At 59.2% G+C, this 662-nt stretch carries 1 protein-coding gene; it reads right to left on the reverse strand.

The genetic code is table 11. The features are described from left to right. On the reverse strand, positions 1 to 228 hold a 228-nt coding region (locus tag HX790_RS21550), incomplete at its 3' end, for a hypothetical protein (RefSeq protein ID WP_176992102.1). Between the last annotated feature and the right edge of the window lie 434 nt (positions 229 to 662).

The raw sequence follows: 662 nt of genomic DNA on the forward strand, positions 1-662 counted from the left end.
GCCGGCCATGTGCTGTTCATCACCGCTCAGCGCCTGGCGGGTGGCCGCTGCGGTGGCGGCTGCACAGCGCAGCAAGTCGCAGATTTGGGCGAGGGCGTCTTCGAAGCTGAGGTCGTGATGCACGGTGAAGGATGGCGGTGGGGTGGGTTGCAGGTAGTGGCTCAGGGCGCGTTCGAAGATTTCACGGTCGGGGGTGAAACGGGGTGGGTCTGGGACGATTTTGGTCATGCGGATATTCCTACTGAAAAAGGAGCCATCCGGATGTCGGTCTCACTCGACAACAGGGTGGCAGCTATGTGCAGGGTGAGAATACCGGACAGTAGGACTCCAGCCAGACCGAAGTCTGCCTGCACACAGCCGCCATAGAGCGTGTTGCTCGCGGTTGCGGCGCTTGGCGCCTACTGGTTCACAGGTTCTCACACCCGATCGCTGATATGCAGCGACGGAGCGAAGGCTAGCCAGTGAAGTGAGCAGGCGCAAGGCCAAAGGATTGTCTAGGAAACTTCCCGCAAATTAAAGGGATATGGACTGCTGGCCTTTAACAATGCATGTCACCCAGGCTACACCCATCATCTGTGGGAGCTGGCTTGCCTGCGATGCAGACACCTCGGTATTTCAGCAACACGAAGCCTGTGGCAAGTGTGCTGTTGTGGCGAGCAGGC

It is taken from the genome of Pseudomonas sp. IPO3747 (assembly GCF_013385245.1).
In the GTDB taxonomy this organism is placed as follows: Bacteria; Pseudomonadota; Gammaproteobacteria; order Pseudomonadales; family Pseudomonadaceae; genus Aquipseudomonas; species Aquipseudomonas edaphica.